Source organism: Polyangium spumosum (assembly GCF_009649845.1).
Lineage (GTDB): Bacteria > Myxococcota_A > Polyangia > Polyangiales > Polyangiaceae > Polyangium > Polyangium spumosum.
Genome location: NZ_WJIE01000003.1, coordinates 650,067 through 666,287, shown reverse-complemented (window position 1 = coordinate 666,287; position 16,221 = coordinate 650,067). Strand labels below are relative to the sequence as shown.

Genomic DNA, 16,221 nt, shown 5'->3' with positions numbered 1-16,221 from the left:
GACTCCGTGCGAACGGCGGCGGCGCTCATCATTGGCAACGAGCTGCTCAGCGGCAAGATCGCGGACGCGAACGTGGTCGTGCTCGCGCGGGCCTTGCGTTCGCTCGGCGTGGTCTTCCGGCGGGTGGTGATGGTGCTCGACGAGATCGACGTCATCGCCGAGGAGGTGCGTCTGCTCTCCTCCACGCACGACTGGCTCTTCACGAGCGGCGGGGTGGGTCCGACACACGACGACGTGACGATCGACGCGGTCGCGCGGGCGTTTGGCACGCACGTGGTGAGTGAGCCGTCGATGGAGGCGATGCTTCGGGCCTACTACGGCGAGAAGCTGACCGCGGGTCATTTGCTGATGGCGCGTATGCCGCACGGGGCGCGCCTGGCGTCGAGCGTGTCGATGCCGTGGCCGACGGTGGTGATGAAGAACGTGTGGGTGCTGCCCGGGGTGCCGGAGATCTTCCAGGCGAAGATCCCGCTCATCCGCGACGAGCTCGGCGCGGACGTGCCGTTCGTGTCGCACGCGGTGTTCACGACGCTGGACGAGGGCACGCTCAAGCCGATGCTCGACCACGTGGTCTCGTCGCACCCGGACGTGGAGGTCGGCTCGTACCCGCGCTGGAGCGGGCTCGAATATCGAACGAAGCTGACGTTCGACGGGCTGGACGGGGAGAAGGTGCGGTCGGCGCGGGACGCGTTCGCGGCGAGCTTGCCGGAAGAGGCGGTCGTGAGGGTGGAGTAGGGGAGGGGGGCGTGCAGACACCCGAGGCCCAGCATCACGATACGACGGTTCGTATCGAACGACTCGCCGTCGAGAACTTCCGGTGTTTCGAGCGGACGTCCTTGTCGTTCCAGGCCGGACTGGCTGTGCTGATCGGGAAGAATGGGGCCGGCAAGACGACCCTTCTGGATGCCATTGCGACGGCGCTCGCCGGATGGCTGGTGAACCTGTCTCATGACGAAAGGGGCTTCGTCATGGGGTCGGCGATCGTTGGTTCAGCGATTGTGGGCTCGGCGCCCTTGGGATGGTCGCTATCTCCATCCGATGTCCGCGTGGCGCGGATCGACAAGGCGGGGATCACGACGTTCGAGCCCCAGTTTCCCGCGCGCATCCAGGCGGAGCTGCGGCTGTCTGGTGAGCTCTTCGGATCCGGCGTCGAGAGAACACCGCCGGGTTCCGTAGGATGGAAGGTCGATTCATCCCTGGTCGATTCTGCCACGGTGATGCGCGAAGCCGTGCAAAACGGCCTCGATGTCACGCTGCCGCTGGTCGCCTATTACGGCACCGATCGCACCTGGCGGAGCGGACAAGAGCCATCCGCCAAGCGCGACGATCTATCCCGCCTTGCAGGTTACGCAGGTTGCCTCGAGCCCACCACGGATCTATCGAGCGTGCGTTCGTGGTTCCGGCGCATGGAGCTGCTCGCACTCCAGGACGGCCGTACACCGCCGGTCCTCGAAGCCAGCCGACGTGCCATCCTCGCGTGCCTTGATGGGTTCGATCTCGTTCGTTACGACGCCCGTCTCGACGACCTCGCGGCCCGCTCCACCACGACCGGCCTTTTCCTCGCATTCGCCCAGCTCAGCGCTGGGCAGAAGAACCTCCTCGGCATGGTCGCGGACATGGCCTTCCGCGCGGCGACGCTCAATCCCCACCTCGGCGCGGACGCCGCCGAACAGACGCCGGGTATCGTGCTCATCGACGAGATCGAGCTGCACCTCCACCCCGCCTGGCAACGCCGCGTCATCCCCGACCTGCGCCGCGCCTTCCCCAAGGTCCAGTTCATCATCACGACGCACTCGCCCCAGGTCCTCAGCGAAGTACCTACCGAATCCGTCATCGTCCTCGACGACTCCCAGGCCTACCACCCCGCTGCCCCGACCGAGGGCCGTGATTCAAACTCGATCCTCTTCGAAGTCCTCGGCGTGTCGCCTCACCCGAAAGAGACCGTCGCCGAACTCGAAGCCATCGCGCATTTGATCGACGACGGCAACGACGCCGAGGCGCGGAAGCGGCTCGATGCGCTCGCCGAGAGATTGACCGAGCGTGATCCCGAGGTCAGCAGGCTGCGGGGCATCCTCGACGTGGTGGAGCGCATCGATGCGGGTGATCACGAAGGGGCCTGAGCCCTCGGCATTGCGAAACTATCGCGCCGTGCCGGGCGCCATCTACGACGGGAAGGACTTCACACCCGTCAAAGTCGAGATTCGCGAGGCGCTGATCCGCGATCAGGACGCGCTCTGCTGCTACTGCATGCGTGGTTTCAAGGTCCGCCCTCACCGAACGGACCCGGACGCGTCGCCGGTCGCCCAGATGAAGGTCGAACACTGGCGCTCGCAGCGACACTTCCCAGCGCTCCAGCTCGCGTGGACCAACCTGCTCGGCGCCTGCCTCGGAGGCGAGGGCTCTCCGAAGAACGATCAGACGTGTGATACCCGCAAGGGGGAAGACGCCATCTCCTTGAACCCCCTGGACAAGTCACATGTCGCGACCCTGCGCTGCGGCTCCGACGGTCGCCTGGAGTCGACGGAACCACGGTTCCAGGAGGACATCGACAAGCGCCTCGGGTTGAACCACCCGATCCTCGTGAGCGAGCGCAAGGCCTGGCTCAAGAGGGCCCACGACAAGCTCCGCGCGAAACACAAGGGAGAGTTCCCGCTGTCGGCGGTTCGAGCGCTCTCCGACGCACTGGAGGAGCCAGCCCGAAGCGTCCTCCAGCTCTGGACGCGCAAGCGGTACGGCAACTCGTAGGGGCACGACCCCCCGCCGTCCTCCCCCCGCCCCGAACCTCAACGCGTATCACTTCCGGTCCTCCCCTCCACGACCGAAACCTCAACACGTTGCCCCTCCGGTCCTCCCCTCCACGACCGGAACCTCAACACCTTGCACCTCCGCTCCTCCCTCCCACGACCGACCCCTCGACGCCGAGCACCTCTCCACCTCCCACGCACGTTTCCGTCGTGACTACCGCCGCCCGGCGGCCGTCCGACCTACCGCTTCACCCCACGCGTCCCCCGGCTCGGCCTGGGAGGAGGAGTCCACATGTCGTCTCGCTCGTTCTCGCCCAACCAGCTCGTCTCCTTGCCTCGTATGACCGCCGTCTCCACGGCTCGGCTCCTCGCCGAGCTCCTCGAGACCGCCTCCCGGGAGCTGATGCTCCCCTCCACCATCGCCGCCGATCGCAACACCCTCGCCGCCTCACGCGAGACCCTCCAGGTCGAGCTCGGCAAGCGTGTGCTCGCCGAGGGCGAAGCGCCTCCGGTCGTCGGCGTCGCCGATCGGGTCGAGGACAATGCATTCGGCGCGCTCTCGGATTGGCTGCTCTCCTTCAAGCGCTTGCCCCCCGAGCGGCATCCCGAGGCCGCCGAGGCGGCGAAGGTGTACGACGCCCTCTTCGGGCAGGGCCTCGCTTTCCTGCGGCTTCGCGCCGCCGACGAATGGCAAGAGGCCGAGACGCGGATGCGCCTCCTCACGGAAAAAGGGTTCGACGTCGTCATCGAGAACCTCGGCGGCAAACCCTTCCTCGACGAGCTCGCCTTCGCGCACACGGCCTATGGCGAGGCGCTCGGGATCACGAAGCCCAGGCCCACGCCCGAGCCGCCCGGCGTGCGCAAGGCCCAGGGCGAGGCGCTCGACGCCCTCCGGAGCTACGTGCTGCGCGTGGCGGCACACGTGCGCGAGGGCGAGCCACAGACCGCGGCCCTCGCAGAGAGGTTGCTCGCGCCGCTCGCGCAGTGGAGAGACCGGCCGGCGAAGAACCAAAAAAGCACCCCCACCCCGGAGCCGGCTTCTCCCGGCTCCCCCGTGACCTGATCCCCTCCACATTCCCTCCACGATCGCCATTGCATTGACTGTCGGCCACGTGCGTGTGGCGGGACGCTGAATCCTGCCGTTGAAATTCGCTCGTTGCGCCCTCTTCATGGCCTACGATCCCCCCGTGGAGCGTCCCTCGGAGATCTGGATCGGCACGCATCTCTTTCGCTGGGAGCCGCCGGACCTCGGGTACGTCCGCTACATCGGTGACCTCGACGGCCCGGCGGCACGGGCCCTCAGCAACGAATCGCGGCGCTTCGCCCTCGGAAAACCCCGCGTCTTCCTCCTCGTCGACATGTCGAGCATCGGACAGATCACGCGGGAAGCGCGCACAGCCTCGGCCGAGGCGGGCAAGGACCTCGCCTTCCGCGGGACCGCCGTCATCGGCGCCTCCGCGCACCTGCGGATCCTCGCGGGCCTCGTCGCGCGCGCCGTCGCCCTCCTGCACGGCGCCAGCGACAACCCCACCCGCTTCTTCACGACCGAGGCCGAAGGCCGCGCCTGGATCGCCGAAAGACGCCGCATCCTCGACGCGCCCTAGCCGAGCTGGCGCCCGCCAGGTGGTTCTCCCGCTCCGCCACGGCCAGGTACCTCGATCGTCCTGAACTCCACCCGGCCCGGATCCTGCTCGCGCCCGCGGGCATGCAAGCGATCCCGAAAGCCGCGCCGGCCAACGAAAACGCACCCGAGAGCCCGCCGCCCGGGCCTCCCGGCCCGCGGGAGCGCGCGCTCGAAGAGGGCGTCCTGATGCTCTCGGACGCCGATCTGCTCGCCATCGTCCTCGGCACCGGGCTCGTCGGCTGCCCCGTCGTGAGGCTCGCCAACGACCTGCTCGATCGGCTCGGCGGGCTCGAGGGCATCGGCCGGCTCGGGCCGCGGGAGATCGCCGCCATCCCCGGCGTCGGCACGGCCAAGGCGCTGCGCCTGCTCGCCGGGCTGGAGATCGGCAGGCGCTCGCTCATCCGCTCGGTCCGGCCCCGGCCCGGGGTCTTCTCCTCCGCCGCCGTCGCCGCCTGGTTCACGGCCCGCCTCTCCCACCGGGAGGCCGAGGAGCTCTGGGTCGTCTCGCTCGACGGCCGCAACGGCCTGCGCAGCGCCCGACGCGTGGCCCAGGGCGGCGTCCACGGCCTGCACGTCACCTCCCGGGACGTCCTGCGCGTCGCCCTCCAGGACGGGGCGACCGCCATCCTCCTCGTCCACAACCACCCGAGCGGCGACCCCGACCCCTCCGACGCCGATCTTTCCATGACCCGCAAGGTCCAGGACGCCGGCCGCCTCGTGGGCGTGCCCCTCGTCGACCACGTGATCATCTCGAGCTCGGGCCGGTACGTGTCGCTGCTCGACCTCGGTCTCTTGCCCGCCGCCCCGTGATCGTCGGACACTCGCCCGCGGAGCGGTCCACGCCGCCCGGAGATGGATCATGCCCCGATTGCCCCTCACCGAGCCCGAGCTCCTCTTTTCGAGCCAGGCCCCGCGCCCCTGGTCGGGTTTCCTCGAGCGGCCCGTCCTCGGCGAGCAGGGCGTCCTGCTCGCGGGCGACGACGCCTCCGCCGTATGCGTCGACGGCGCCACCGGGCGCACGATTTATACCCTCCAGGTGCCGCTCGAGGCCCCCGACGCCTACACGGGGCTGCCCATGCCCTGGGGCGACGGGCGCGCGCTCGTGCCCGTGTACCAGAAAGGCGCGTCGCTCCGGGTCTACGACGTGAGCCCCGCGGGCGCGATCGGGCTCGTCGATTCGCCTGGGTCCGAGGAGCAGGCGCGCGGAAACGACATGCGCATCGTGGCCGGCGACGTGAGCTGCAAGCTCTTCCTGATGCCCCTCGCCCGCGCCCCCGGTGACCGGTACCTGGTCTCCTGGCTCTATCGCCAGGTGCGGTTTTACCGGACCGAATGCCGCTCCTTCGCGCGTGGCCTCTCCTGGGGCAGCGAGGAGGCCATGCTCGCCACCACCGCGGACGTCGTCCTCGGCGTGACCGCGCCCGTGCGCGGGACGGACGATCGGGGCACGCTCGTCGCCCGCTCCGTCGAGAACGGCGAGGTCCTCTGGTCGCTCGGCGCCCGCAGCCGCACGGTCGCCGGGGCCGGCGGGGGCCTGTTTTTCCTGCTCGATCGGTCGGGCCGCGTGGCCGAGGACGCCGCGCGCAAGATGGCCTGCGACGAGGAGCTGCTCGAGGCCCTCGCCGAGGAGCCGGCGCTCATGGGAGAGGCCCTCGATACCCTCATGCGCAGCTTGCTCCAGCAGCGGCCCGTCCGCGCGCCCTCGCGTATCGCGGCCCTCGACGCCGCGACGGGGCTGCTCCGCTGGGAGGCGCAGGTGCCGGGGGACGTCGTGTCGGTGGGCGGTCCCGGCGGCGGCGTGCTCGTGGTCGTCGGCGTCGAGGGCACGGAGGCGAAGCTCCACCGCTTCGACGCCGCGACGGGCGAGCCGCGGGGCGCCTCGTCGCTCGGCGGGGGCTGGCCCGGCTCGCCGTTCGACCCCTGGAGCGGGCGCCTCTCGTTCGAGCTCTGGTCGACCGACATGCCGTCGATCGTCGCGGTGGACGAGCACGCCATTGCCTGGTCGAGCCCCGAGGCCCTCTTCGTCGAGCGCCTCGAGGAGCCATTCACGCGCCTCTGGCGCTGGACCTTGCCGGCGCCCTGCCGCGCCTTCCGCCCTCGTGTCCTCGACCGCGTGCTCAACGAGCCCGCCATCACGGTCGGCGAGGGGCGCATTTATCTCCGTGACGGCTGGAGCCTCTGGGGGATCGGCGAACGCCGGTAGCGCCGCCGACCTTCTTGCCCGATCGAGAGGCATTTCTCCGCGCCCGAGGCCGGAAAGTCGCCCAATGCTCCCATTTATTCGCGGGCAAACCCTGATTCGAGCTTGATCGGGCCGGACGCTCGAATCAGGTTCGGTTCCATCCCGGGGGGGAACTTCAACCGGGTGGATGAGAAAAATGATTGTACGCCGTGAATGGTCTTACTTCGTCGTCATGGCCCTCGCCGCCGTGGCGCAGGGTTGTCAGGGAGAACTGGACGAGGAGAACACCCTCGGCGCGGCGGCGACCGAGGTGCCCGAGGGCGAGCCCGCCGCCGAGCTCGACGAGTCCGAGCCCGCCGAGGCGACGGACGAGATGCTCGTCGCCGAAGGGGTCCTGCCCGAGGCGCCGGGCTCCGCGTGGGCCGGCAGCGGGGATTACGAGCCGAACGACGTCCGCCAGAGCGCCACGAACATGCCGCTCGGCGCCACGCAGAACCTCTCCATCACCAAGGGGGATGAAGACTGGTACCGCGTCGTCGTGCCCGCGCGGACGATCACCCGCGTCGGCATCGAGTTCAATCACGCCGCCGGGGATCTGGACCTCGTGGCCTACGATGGGCAGGGCAACCTCCTCGGCTCGCGGAACGGCGCCGAGTACCCCTACGCGTATCGCGGCCAGGAGACGAACACCGAATATTATGGCTTCTACTCCGAGCGGGGCGGGTCGGTGTATTACGTCCGCGTCCTCGGGCACGCGGGCGCGCAGAACACCTACAGCCTGAACGTCCATCAGGTTGCCTACAAGGACGGCCAGACCTGCACGGGCGCCGGTTTTTCCTTCGCCGATTGCGAGGGGCGCGGCAGCGGCGGCAGCGGCCTGATCCCGTTCCCGTTCCCGGATCCCTCCGACCCGGTCGTCGGGGACGGGTACGATTTCGCTTCGTACTCCAATTACCGTTTCGCCCGGCGCGAGCTCGTCATGCTCGTGCGCCACGCCCTCGCCGAGACGCGCAAGGCGTTCCCGGGCACGAAGCCGCTCTCGCTGATCGACATCTGCCAGATGGACGGCGTCACGCCCGGTTATGACGTCGGCGACCCGCGTCATCCCCAGAGCACGCACGATCAGGGCGGCAACATCGACATCTCGTACTTCCAGACCGACGGGGCGAACGACGCGGAGATCGTCTGCAACGACGGCGCGACCCACGGCGACGGATACTGCACCTCCGCGGCGACGCAGAAGCACGTCGTCGACCTGCCGCGGCAGGCGTTCTTCATGGCCAAGCTCTTCGCCTCGCCGCGGACGCGCGTCATCGGCGTGGATACGGTCCTCGCGCCCCTGCTCCGTTCGGCGGCGCAACAGCTCGCGAGCCTGCCGTCGGGGGATCGCCGGAAGATCAGCCAGTCGGAGCTCAGCTCGTTCTCGAGCCACATGGCCTACGGCTCGGGGTGGCCTTACCACCACCACCACATCCACCTCAGCCTGCAATGGCGCTCGAGCGGGAACAACGTGAGGGGCGAGTCCCAGGCGCTCTCGGCGCCCGCGCCCTTCCAGACGATGGTGGCGCCGGGTGAGGCCGTCGATTCCTTCGACATGGCCTGGCCGCCGCGCGCCGCCGAGTGATGTCCCCCTCGCAGGGGCGCGGCGGGTCTTTTCTTCCGGCCGCGCCTCTGCGATCCTCTCTTCATGACGGACGAAAAGGTTCCTCTCACCGAGGAGGACCGCGCCCTCGTCTCGACCCAGATCACGAGCCGCCGCTCCGTGGCGCATCGATTCGCGCTCATCGCCGGGCTCGTCACCCTCCTCTTCGACCTGCAATGGATCTTCGCCGGCCTCGCGAGGCGCTCGAAGGCGCCCGCCTACTTCGGCCTCGTGATCGCCGTCACGGTCGCGATCGGCCTGCTCGTCTGGTATTTCGGCTACCGGCTCGTATCGCTGATGGTCGCGGATCTCAGGGCCGGCGAGAAGCGGCGTATCACGGGCAAGCTCGAGCGGATCTCGAGCGAAGGCAACGCCTATGGCGAGACCATCACGTACGTCACCCTCGGTGGCGAGCGGTTCGTGACGCGTGGCCGATTCTTCGACCTCTGCCGCGGCGGCGAGCCGATCGTGGTGGAGGTCCTGCCTCGCTCGCGCGTGGCGATCGCGGGGCTCGTGCTCGGCGATCCGCGTTAGCGCGTGTGCGTGATTCTCATCACAAACCCGGCGCGAAGGCCAAAAAAGAGCGCCTACTCGACGGCGGGGGGGGGGACCGGAGCAGGCGCTCGCGTGGAGATAGAGCAAGCCGTGGGCCAGGTACTTCCTGACCTGATTTCGAGGGGTTCGGCCCGACGGCTTGCCTCGGGCCTGCAACCTTGCAACACCAAGCCAACAACCGTGCAGGTCCGGATCCTGCTGCAGAGGATCCACGACACGCACGCAAGGGGCCACCCGACCCGAGGCTCGGTGGAACCAGGCAGGGGGCGGCTCCGGCGCGGATGGACACGCGCGCTCGCTGGGGTCACGCGCCGCGTCGTCTCGGCTGGCAGCGGACAAAAAGAAAGAGCGCCTACTCGACGGCGGGGGGGGGGACCGGAGCAGGCGCTCGCGTGGAGATAGAGCAAGCCGTGGGCCAGGTACTTCCCGACCTGGGTTCGAGGACTTGGCGATCAGGCAGCCCCCTCGGCATCGCATCGGTGAAATTCCCGATGACGAACCTGCAGGGCGGAAAGGTGCCTCAGTCGACCTTGGGCGCGGCGCGGTGGAAGCGCATGACCACGTTCGGGTCGGGGACGAGGCTCGTGCCCGCGTCTTGTTTGCCCCTGTACTCGAGGATCGACAGCACGTAGCGGATGCTCTCGAGCCGCGCCTTCCGCTTGTTGTTGGCCTGCACGATGATCCACGGGCTGAAGCTCGTGTGCGTCCGGCCAAACATCATCTCCTTGTAATGCGTGTAGGCGTCCCAGAGCGCCTCGGCCTTGCCGTCGAGGGGCGAGAGCTTCCATTGCTTGAGCGGGTTCTTCCGGCGCGCCTCGATACGCGCGCTCTGGATCTCCTTCGAGATCGAGAACCAGAACTTCACGAGCACCACGCCGTCCTCGACGAGCATGTGCTCGAACTCCGGCACCTGGCGCATGAAGCGCTCGTATTGCTCCTGCGTGCAGAAACCGTTCACGGGCTCGACGACGGCGCGGTTGTACCAGCTCCGGTCGAAGAAGACGATCTCCCCGCGGTTCGGGAGCTTGCGCATGTACCGCTGGAAATACCATTGCCCCGTCTCCTCGTCCGTCGGCTTGGGCAGCGCCACCACGCTCATCGCGCGCGGGTTCAGGTACTCCGTGAACCTCCGGATCGTGCCGCCTTTGCCCGCCGCGTCGCGCCCCTCGAAGAGGACCGCGATCCGCTTGCCCTCCTCCTGCACCCAGCGCTGCATCTTCACGAGCTCGACCTGCAGCTTCTCGAGCTCGTTCTCGTAATCGACGGCCGCCTTGATGCGCCGGACGTCCACGCTCTTCGAACGCAAGAGCTGGATGAACTCGCGCGAGGTGTGCAGGTCGGAGAGCTCTTCGAGCGAGAGGACGGACTCCGGCATGGTCGCGGGCGGCAGGTCGCTGAGCGCCCGTATCACGGGCTGCAATTCGCGCGGCGTCGCAGGCGGATCCACGCGCGCGCCGCGGTCCTGCGTCACCCCATTGCTCCCTCCCTGCTCCGCCTGGCTGCTCCCTTCGAGCGGCATGCCCACCCACCTCGCTTCACCGCGGTGGTCGTGGGGGCAGCGGGGGCGCATCGAAAGGGGGCCCTGTTCGATGGGGACGAAGTTTCCCCGTGGCGCTCGGCTCGCCTGCCGGGCGCCTCCGCGCGCCGAGGGACGGACGCGAGCCGGGTTTGCTTGACGCCGGAGCGAAATGCAATGACTCTGAGGTGCGCCCGATGGCGGACGAAGACCCCCGAGTCCGGCTCGAATCGCTGGAACGCGAGATCGAGCATCTGCGCCGGGAAAACCAGCGATTGCTGGACATGCAACCAGAGCATTGCTCCGTTTCGGACGGAACCATTGCGGAGGAAGCGAAGCGTGAGCGACAGCGCATGGCGCGACTGCAATCGTTCACCACGAGGCTCTCGGCCGCGCGCACGACGGGTGAGGTGATCGACGCGATCCTGAGCGAGGGTCGGGCGGCGTTCGGGGCGGCACGTGGCATGTACGCGAACGTCGTGGACACGCTCGGGGTCCTGGAGATCGTGCGAATGGAGGGTTTTCCCGAGGAGGTGCGCGTGTTCTGGCTCGGCCGGCGGATTCCGCTCTCGGAGGAGCTGCCGCTCACCGACGCCGTGCGCGCCGATACGCCGATGTATTTCGGAGACCGGAGCGCGATCGAGGCGCGTTATCCGGCGCTCGAGCGGACGCGCGCTTATGGCATGCAGGCGCTCTTCGTGTTGCCGATCCGCGCAGGCGAGAGCCGGCTCGGGGCGCTCGCGCTCGTATTCAGTTCGCCGACCACGTTCACGGAGGACGATCAGCGCGAAATGGAGGCGTTCGCGCTCCTCTCGGGGCAAGCGCTCGAGCGCGGCCAGCTCTTCGACAGGGCCAAGGCCGAGATGCGGCGCGCCGAGGAGGCGAGCCGCGCGAAAGATCTGTTCCTGGGCATGATGAGCCACGAGCTGCGCACGCCGCTGACGGCCATCCTCGGCTGGGCCACGATCCTGCGCGGGAGGCTGCCGCCGCCGGACACGCTCGCGAAGGCGCTGCAGGTGATCGAGCGCAACGCGCGCGCGCAGGCGCAGCTCATCGACGATCTGCTCGACGTGACGAAGATCCTCGCAGGATCGATGCGGATCGAGGTGCAGGACGTGGATCCCATCGTGGTGATCGAGAAGGCGATCGAGGTCGTGCGCCCCTCGGCCGCCGCGAAAGGCGTGGACATCGTGCAGGCGCTCGACGGAGGTGTCCGCCCGCTCGGCGCGGATCCGGCGCGGCTCCAGCAGGTCGTTTGGAATTTGCTCTCCAATGCGGTGAAATTCACGCCGACGGGCGGGCAGGTCTTCGTCTCGTTGCTCGGCGACGACAGCCACGTCGAGCTCGCCGTGGAGGACACGGGCAAAGGCATCTCGGACGCGTTCCTGCCGCACGTGTTCGAGCCCTTCCGCCAGGCGGACGTCGGCACGACGCGCGCCCACGGCGGGCTCGGGCTCGGGCTCGCGATCGTGCGGCACCTCGTCGAATTGCACGGGGGCACGATCGAGGTGACGAGCAAAGGCGAAGGCAAGGGCGCGCGGTTCGTCGTGCGCCTGCCGCGGAAGCAGGATTCGTTCGTGGTGTCGCCGGAGGTGACGACCGGGCTTCATGGCCTCGGGCCGGCGCCCGGGCCGAGCCTCTCGGGCCGGCGCGTCCTGCTCATCGACGACGAGCCGGACGTGCTCGAAATGCTCTCGTCCTACCTGTCGAGCCGCGGCGCCACGGTCCTCGTGGCCGGCGACGCCGAGGAGGGGCTCGAAAAAATCAAAGAATCGCGGCCGGACGTCGTCGTCTGCGACATCGGCATGCCGGGGCAGGACGGGTACCATTTCATCGAGCAGCTCCGCGGCGCCTCCCCCGCGGAGGGCGGCGCGACGCCGGTCGTCGCGCTCACGGCGTACGCGCGGCCGGAGGACCGGAGGCGCGCGCTCTTGCACGGGTTCGACGTGCACGTCGCGAAGCCGCTCGATCCGGCCGATCTCGCCGCCGTGATCGCCCGGCTCGCGATTGCCAAGGCGGCAGCGCGATCCCGCCCAAGTTGAGGCCGCCCGCATACTCATAACTCGTGTACGTCCCGTACCCCATGACCTGGATGCCGACGGGCAGGGTGGCCTCGAGCACGTGCGCACCGCCCATGGCATTGGAGAGCGGCACGCGCGCGACGCCGAAGCCTGAGCTCAGGGGCTTCGGCTGGATGGAGAGGGTCTGTCCGTCGAGCGTGAGCGAGGCCAAGAGGGGCATGATCACGTCGGCGTAACTCGCGTCGTAATCGGCAGGCGCGAGAAGACGTATTACTTGCGGAACTGCTCGACCGACGTGGCGAAGCTCATCGCCGGGTCGCCTTCGGTGGTGCTGACCAACCACTGCGGAAGGGTTCACGACATTGGCTAGACGCCGTAACGCCACCCAAGGTGATTTCTGAATCCGGCATGGGCAGGCGCTGTCTATGCGTTGGCGAGCCGGATAAGTACTGCCCGGAAGCGACGGATCGCCTCTTGCGTAGGTTCCAATCCGTCCTGGAACTCTGCCAGGCTCACCGTAGGGTCCTTTATTCCCAACTGCCGTACATAACCCCTCACAACGTTGCCTGTTAGCTCCCCAGTGGACTTGCTGAACTTAATTGTTCCCCGTTCGCCGCGAACCAACCACGATCCTCCGAGCTCCTTCACGACTAGATCGGCCTGTCGGCAGCAATCCAGGAATTCGTTGGGTCGCATAGAGCGAGCACGAAAATCATTGCGGACCGTGCGGTTTCTTATCCATGTCGCGATATCAGATACTTCGTCATCTGCTCCCCGTCCTTCTCCGAGGTTACTAGCAGCGACACCTGTGACAAACTCGAAAATTTCATCGTCTATCGTGTTGTTGTCGAACCGCCGGTCGTTCTTAGCGAGAAAGACGATGAGAGCCACTAGCGCGGTTCGCTTGTTGCCATTGTGAAACGGGTGGTTTTTGACGAGCGAATGGAACAGTGCCCGCGGCTTTCGTCTCAACGGAAGCGTACTTCTCGGCGTCACCGATTCCAGTGCGTGGCCTGGTGCAGGCAGAGCCTACCAGTGTCTTGTCGCGTGGACCTGAGGGCACGATCGGGTCCGCCGTCCCCGCAAACATTTCGACTAGTTCGTCGTGAATCTTAAGTACATCTGCCTCATCCAAAAATTGCGTCACGGTTTCCTCCGAAGATGTCGTGGGAGATTGCATCACGATAGCCCAGAATCGATCTTCGAACAAGCGTAGTGATGTACTTGCGCGGCGTGAGGACGAGTCGAGCCTCGCCATTGACAGTGCCTGCCACGGAGCAGCCACCTAGCTTGCTACTGTCGGCGCCTCGGCGGCCCCGGCGCAGGTCTTCGGGTCGGTGGGGGTCTCGGGGCCGCCGCCCGCGCCCGTCGGGTCGAAGCCGGCCGCGCCTCCGTCGCCCCCCGCGCCGTCGCAGCCCGCGCCTCGGCTGGACGTGGAGGGGTTCGTGGCGGAGCAAGCCGCGCCGAGGATCATGAGGTTGAGGAGGAGGAGGGCACGGGCTTTCACGGCCCGAAGGTACCACGGCGACCTGGGCCATGTCGCGATTCACGGGAGGCTTGCCCCTGGTAAAACGGCCGGGAGACGCGGTAGGATCCCCGGGATGCGTGCCCCTCGCCTGGTACCGGTCGTGGTGTCACTCGGCTTGACCCTGGGACTTTCGAGCTGCGGCTCGGCCGTCCCGCGGGACAGCTCGGCTTTGCAGGCCAAAGGCGCGGGCGAACCCGCGGCGACGAAGGGGCGCGCGGACGTCGATTACATCGCGATCGGCCCGCGCGTGTTGCTCGAGGGGATCGAGCCGCTCCTCTTGCACCGCGAGGCGAGGGGGCTCGGCGTCGAGCGCGTCGTGATCGAGGACCTCGCGGCGCCGGGGGCCCTCGGCGCGCCCCCGCCCGAGCGGATCGCGGAGGCCATTCGGCAGATCGCCTCGCGGGCGGGCAAGCGCCTCCGGTTCGTCCTGCTCGTGGGGGACGCGCCGGGGAGCGACGAGTCGGCCGAGGCGCGCGCGCTCTTGCCCACGTTTTACCGGCCGAAGCTCGGCTATGAAAACCACAGGCCCGACGAGCACGCGCACGAGGGCGTCCAGCTCGAGCACGAGCACCGGGCGCGCCGCCACGGCGAGGAGGACTATGCGACTGATCTGCCGTACGCGCTCGCCCACGTGGGTGCGTCGGGACAACCCGACCTCGCCGAAGGCCGCCACCCCGCGCCGCTCGCCGTGGGCCGGGTGCCGGCGCGCACGCCCGACGAGGCGCGTGATTTCGCGCGGAAGGTGATCGGCTACGAGACGTCACGCGCGGAGGGCGCGTGGCGGCGCAGCATCGCCCTCTTCAGCGGCCCGGCGAATTTCGGCGCGCTCGCCGATTTCCTCATCGAGAGCACGATGACGCGCCTGCTCGACGACGAGGTGCCCTACGACTGGGACGTCGACGTCGTCTTCCCGAAGCTCGGCTCGCCGTACGCCTATCCCTTCCGGGACCTCTCGGCCCGCCTCGTCGAGCGCCTCGACGCGGGCGCCCTCATCGCGGGCTACGTCGGCCACGGGGCCTCGACCCATTTCGACGACGTGCATTTCAACCACCGCCATTACCACATCGGCACGGCGTGGGACCTCGCGCGGCTGCGCATCGTCGAGGGCAAACCTTTTTTCGTCTCGATCACCTGCAACACCGGTTATTACGACCTGCCCTACGGCCGCCGCTCGGTCGCCGAGGCGCTCGTCCTGAACCCCGAGGGCGCGATCGCCGCGTTCGCGTCGAGCCGCGAGAGCCACCCGTATCCAAACGCGCTTTACGGGGAGGCCATCGTGAAGACGTTCGTCGACGAGCGCGCGCCCACGATCGGCGAGGGCGTCGTGACCGTGAAGCGCCGCATGCAAGAGGGGGAGGTGCCGCTCGCGCCGCTGCTCTTTCAATCGGACCCGGCCGAGCTCGCCGCGGAGCACGAGGGCCTTTACAACCTGCTCGGGGACCCGGCGACCGTGCTTCGATACCCGGCGAGGGCCGTGCTCTCCGTCGAGGGCGGGGGCGGGGCGCGCGCGCCCGGGGCCGAGGTGACGATCTCGATCGAATCGAAGGAGATCCCGTCGGGCAAGGCGCTCCTGACGGTGGAGACGCGGCGGAGCGTGGTGCGCGCGAAGGTGCCGAGCGAGGCCACGCTCCGGGCCATGCCCGAGGAGGAAGCCTGGGCGGTGATGCGCGCGAGTCACGCGGCGGCGTCGGACAAGGTCGTCTCGCGGGCCGAGGGGGTCGTCGCCGAGGGGCGCGCGAGCTTCCGGGTGAAGATGCCCGCCGAGCCCGGCGAGTATGCGATCAAGGTGTTCGCATCCGGGAGCGGCGACGCCGCGATGGGGCATACGCGCCTCACGGTCGCCGCAGAGGCGCGCTGATCACTCCACCTTCACCGTCATCGCGAGGTCCCGGTTGTCGATCACGCATTGCTCGGACGTGCATACCGAGAAATAAAACTTCCCCGCCACCCGGGCGTCACCCGCGTTTTGCGCGACGAACGGCACCCGCATCACGGCGCGCTCCGCCGAGAGGGTCATGCCGTCGGCGCGCACCATCGGCGCGGGATACGTGACGCCCGCGGGCGGCGCGCCGAGCTTCATCTTGTACGGATATTCTTGATTGCAGTGGAACTCGCCCTTGGGGACGAGCACCACCTCGACGAAGCCCTGCTCGCCGGCCTTGTAGCCCCCCGACGATTGCATCGACAGGCTATAATTCTGCTCGTCCACCTTCGCCGGCGCGACGAGCGGCTCGGACGCGGGCAGAGGCGGCGGCGCGGCGGCGAGCGTGGGCGGGGGCTCGGGCGCGGGGCCGTTGTTGCAGCCCGGGGCGAAGAGGAGCAGAGTCGCGACGCGCCCTATCGAGCCTTCGAGGAGTCCCATCCCATTCGAGGTATCCGATCCCGGGGCCCGCGTAAAGCCAAAGGCTC

15 protein-coding genes are annotated in these 16,221 nt (G+C 68.4%); 11 read left to right on the top strand and 4 right to left on the bottom strand.

Going from position 1 to position 16,221, the window contains the following annotated elements; all coding sequences use genetic code 11:
- Window positions 1-6: 6 nt before the first annotated feature.
- The 9 genes from GF068_RS47005 (at window position 7) to GF068_RS12735 (ending at window position 8,726) form a co-directional block, all read left to right on the top strand.
- Entirely contained in the window at window positions 7-735 is a 729-nt protein-coding gene (locus tag GF068_RS47005; RefSeq protein WP_338046352.1) for a competence/damage-inducible protein A, read from the top strand.
- An 11-nt stretch (window positions 736-746) separates the two neighbouring features.
- On the top strand, window positions 747-2,120 hold the full coding sequence (locus GF068_RS12770; protein WP_170319450.1) for an AAA family ATPase: 1,374 nt from the start codon (window positions 747-749) through the stop codon (window positions 2,118-2,120).
- Window positions 2,095-2,745: an HNH endonuclease family protein gene (locus tag GF068_RS12765; RefSeq protein WP_153819625.1), complete on the top strand. Its 651-nt coding sequence runs from the start codon at window positions 2,095-2,097 to the stop codon at window positions 2,743-2,745. Before GF068_RS12770 ends, GF068_RS12765 begins: the two co-directional genes overlap by 26 nt.
- A 291-nt stretch (window positions 2,746-3,036) precedes the next feature.
- The gene (locus GF068_RS12760) at window positions 3,037-3,807 is read left to right on the top strand and encodes a hypothetical protein (protein WP_153819624.1); all 771 of its coding nucleotides are present in this window, start codon (window positions 3,037-3,039) and stop codon (window positions 3,805-3,807) included.
- Window positions 3,808-3,886: 79 nt separating this feature from the next.
- Complete coding sequence (locus GF068_RS12755; protein ID WP_153819623.1) at window positions 3,887-4,348, top strand: hypothetical protein; 462 nt, start codon at window positions 3,887-3,889, stop codon at window positions 4,346-4,348.
- A gap of 101 nt (window positions 4,349-4,449) precedes the next feature.
- On the top strand, window positions 4,450-5,178 hold the full coding sequence (gene radC, locus GF068_RS12750; RefSeq protein WP_153819622.1) for a RadC family protein: 729 nt from the start codon (window positions 4,450-4,452) through the stop codon (window positions 5,176-5,178).
- Window positions 5,179-5,227: 49 nt separating this feature from the next.
- Entirely contained in the window at window positions 5,228-6,571 is a 1,344-nt protein-coding gene (locus tag GF068_RS12745) for an outer membrane protein assembly factor BamB family protein (protein ID WP_153819621.1), read from the top strand.
- 175 nt (window positions 6,572-6,746) lie between these two features.
- Window positions 6,747-8,174, top strand: coding sequence for a PPC domain-containing protein (locus tag GF068_RS12740; protein ID WP_153819620.1), 1,428 nt, complete (start codon window positions 6,747-6,749; stop codon window positions 8,172-8,174).
- A gap of 63 nt (window positions 8,175-8,237) precedes the next feature.
- Window positions 8,238-8,726 (top strand): hypothetical protein, encoded by a 489-nt coding sequence (locus GF068_RS12735; protein WP_153819619.1) that lies wholly within the window; start codon window positions 8,238-8,240, stop codon window positions 8,724-8,726.
- Window positions 8,727-9,267: 541 nt separating this feature from the next.
- Here GF068_RS12735 and ppk2 read toward each other — a convergent pair.
- Window positions 9,268-10,266 (bottom strand): polyphosphate kinase 2, encoded by a 999-nt coding sequence (gene ppk2 / locus GF068_RS12730; RefSeq protein WP_206079461.1) that lies wholly within the window; start codon window positions 10,264-10,266, stop codon window positions 9,268-9,270.
- A gap of 350 nt (window positions 10,267-10,616) precedes the next feature.
- Between ppk2 and GF068_RS12725 the strand changes: the two genes are divergently transcribed.
- Entirely contained in the window at window positions 10,617-12,305 is a 1,689-nt protein-coding gene (locus tag GF068_RS12725) for an ATP-binding response regulator (RefSeq protein ID WP_170319449.1), read from the top strand.
- 402 nt (window positions 12,306-12,707) lie between these two features.
- Here GF068_RS12725 and GF068_RS12720 read toward each other — a convergent pair whose 3' ends face one another.
- Entirely contained in the window at window positions 12,708-13,256 is a 549-nt protein-coding gene (locus GF068_RS12720) for a type II toxin-antitoxin system death-on-curing family toxin (protein ID WP_170319448.1), read from the bottom strand.
- 313 nt (window positions 13,257-13,569) lie between these two features.
- Window positions 13,570-13,791 carry a hypothetical protein gene (locus GF068_RS12715; RefSeq protein ID WP_153819616.1) on the bottom strand — a complete coding sequence of 74 codons (222 nt, stop codon included), beginning with the start codon at window positions 13,789-13,791 and terminating at the stop codon, window positions 13,570-13,572.
- 94 nt (window positions 13,792-13,885) lie between these two features.
- On the opposite strand from GF068_RS12715, the gene GF068_RS12710 reads away from it, so the two are divergent.
- The gene (locus GF068_RS12710; RefSeq protein WP_170319447.1) at window positions 13,886-15,670 is read left to right on the top strand and encodes a C25 family cysteine peptidase; all 1,785 of its coding nucleotides are present in this window, start codon (window positions 13,886-13,888) and stop codon (window positions 15,668-15,670) included.
- On the opposite strand, the gene GF068_RS12705 is transcribed toward GF068_RS12710, so the two are convergent.
- Window positions 15,671-16,174, bottom strand: coding sequence for a hypothetical protein (locus GF068_RS12705; protein ID WP_153819614.1), 504 nt, complete (start codon window positions 16,172-16,174; stop codon window positions 15,671-15,673).
- Between the last annotated feature and the right edge of the window lie 47 nt (window positions 16,175-16,221).

Coding starts and splice junctions, on each gene's coding strand:
- GF068_RS12765 (WP_153819625.1), top strand. CDS start 2,095: ATGCGGGTGATCACGAAGGGGCCTGAGCCCTCGGCATTGCGAAACTAT.
- GF068_RS12760 (WP_153819624.1), top strand. CDS start 3,037: ATGTCGTCTCGCTCGTTCTCGCCCAACCAGCTCGTCTCCTTGCCTCGT.
- radC (WP_153819622.1), top strand. CDS start 4,450: ATGCAAGCGATCCCGAAAGCCGCGCCGGCCAACGAAAACGCACCCGAG.
- GF068_RS12745 (WP_153819621.1), top strand. CDS start 5,228: ATGCCCCGATTGCCCCTCACCGAGCCCGAGCTCCTCTTTTCGAGCCAG.
- GF068_RS12740 (WP_153819620.1), top strand. CDS start 6,747: ATGATTGTACGCCGTGAATGGTCTTACTTCGTCGTCATGGCCCTCGCC.
- GF068_RS12735 (WP_153819619.1), top strand. CDS start 8,238: ATGACGGACGAAAAGGTTCCTCTCACCGAGGAGGACCGCGCCCTCGTC.
- ppk2 (WP_206079461.1), bottom strand. CDS start 10,266: ATGCCGCTCGAAGGGAGCAGCCAGGCGGAGCAGGGAGGGAGCAATGGG.
- GF068_RS12725 (WP_170319449.1), top strand. CDS start 10,617: ATGGCGCGACTGCAATCGTTCACCACGAGGCTCTCGGCCGCGCGCACG.
- GF068_RS12710 (WP_170319447.1), top strand. CDS start 13,886: ATGCGTGCCCCTCGCCTGGTACCGGTCGTGGTGTCACTCGGCTTGACC.
- GF068_RS12705 (WP_153819614.1), bottom strand. CDS start 16,174: ATGGGACTCCTCGAAGGCTCGATAGGGCGCGTCGCGACTCTGCTCCTC.